This is a genomic window from Mesorhizobium sp. M1A.F.Ca.IN.020.06.1.1, from assembly GCF_004023265.1.
Taxonomy (GTDB): domain Bacteria; phylum Pseudomonadota; class Alphaproteobacteria; order Rhizobiales; family Rhizobiaceae; genus Mesorhizobium.
The window spans coordinates 1-513 of sequence record NZ_RZSR01001749.1 but is presented as its reverse complement, the minus strand read 5'-3'; the positions used below and the strand labels follow the sequence as shown (position 1 = coordinate 513).

At 66.3% G+C, this 513-nt stretch carries 1 pseudogene; it reads right to left on the bottom strand.

Going from position 1 to position 513, the window contains the following annotated elements:
• Positions 1-513, bottom strand: a pseudogene (locus tag EOA60_RS36685) (vitamin B12-dependent ribonucleotide reductase); the annotation flags it as partial.

The following is a 513-nucleotide window of genomic DNA, read 5'->3' as shown; positions in this document are numbered from 1 at the left end:
CGACCGCCTTCTGCGTGTAGCCCTTGCGGCGGTTCGGCAGCTTCTCGCGGTCGCGGTAGAGACGCTCGATGACGCGCTCGACGATCTTTTCCGTCACCTGCACGGCGCGCTGCGCGGCGGGCGCCGCAATCAGCTGCTCGACCGCCTCGTCCTCGTCCTCCTCGCCGTCGGCGAGCAGCGAGGCATTGAGCGGCTGCGACAGCTTCGAGCCGTCGCGATAGAGCGCGTTGGCCTTCAGCGCCAGCTTCCAGGACAGCATGTAGGCGTTCTTGGCGTCCTCGACCGTCGCCTCGTTCGGCATGTTGATGGTCTTGGAGATGGCGCCCGAGATGAAGGGCTGCGCCGCGGCCATCATCAGGATGTGGCTCTGGATCGACAGCGAGCGCTTGCCGATCTTGCCGCAGGGGCTGGCGCAGTCGAACACCGGCAGGTGCTCGGCCTTGAGGAACGGCGCCCCTTCGAGCGTCATTGCACCGCAGACATGGATGTTGGCCGCGTCGATGTCCTTCTTGG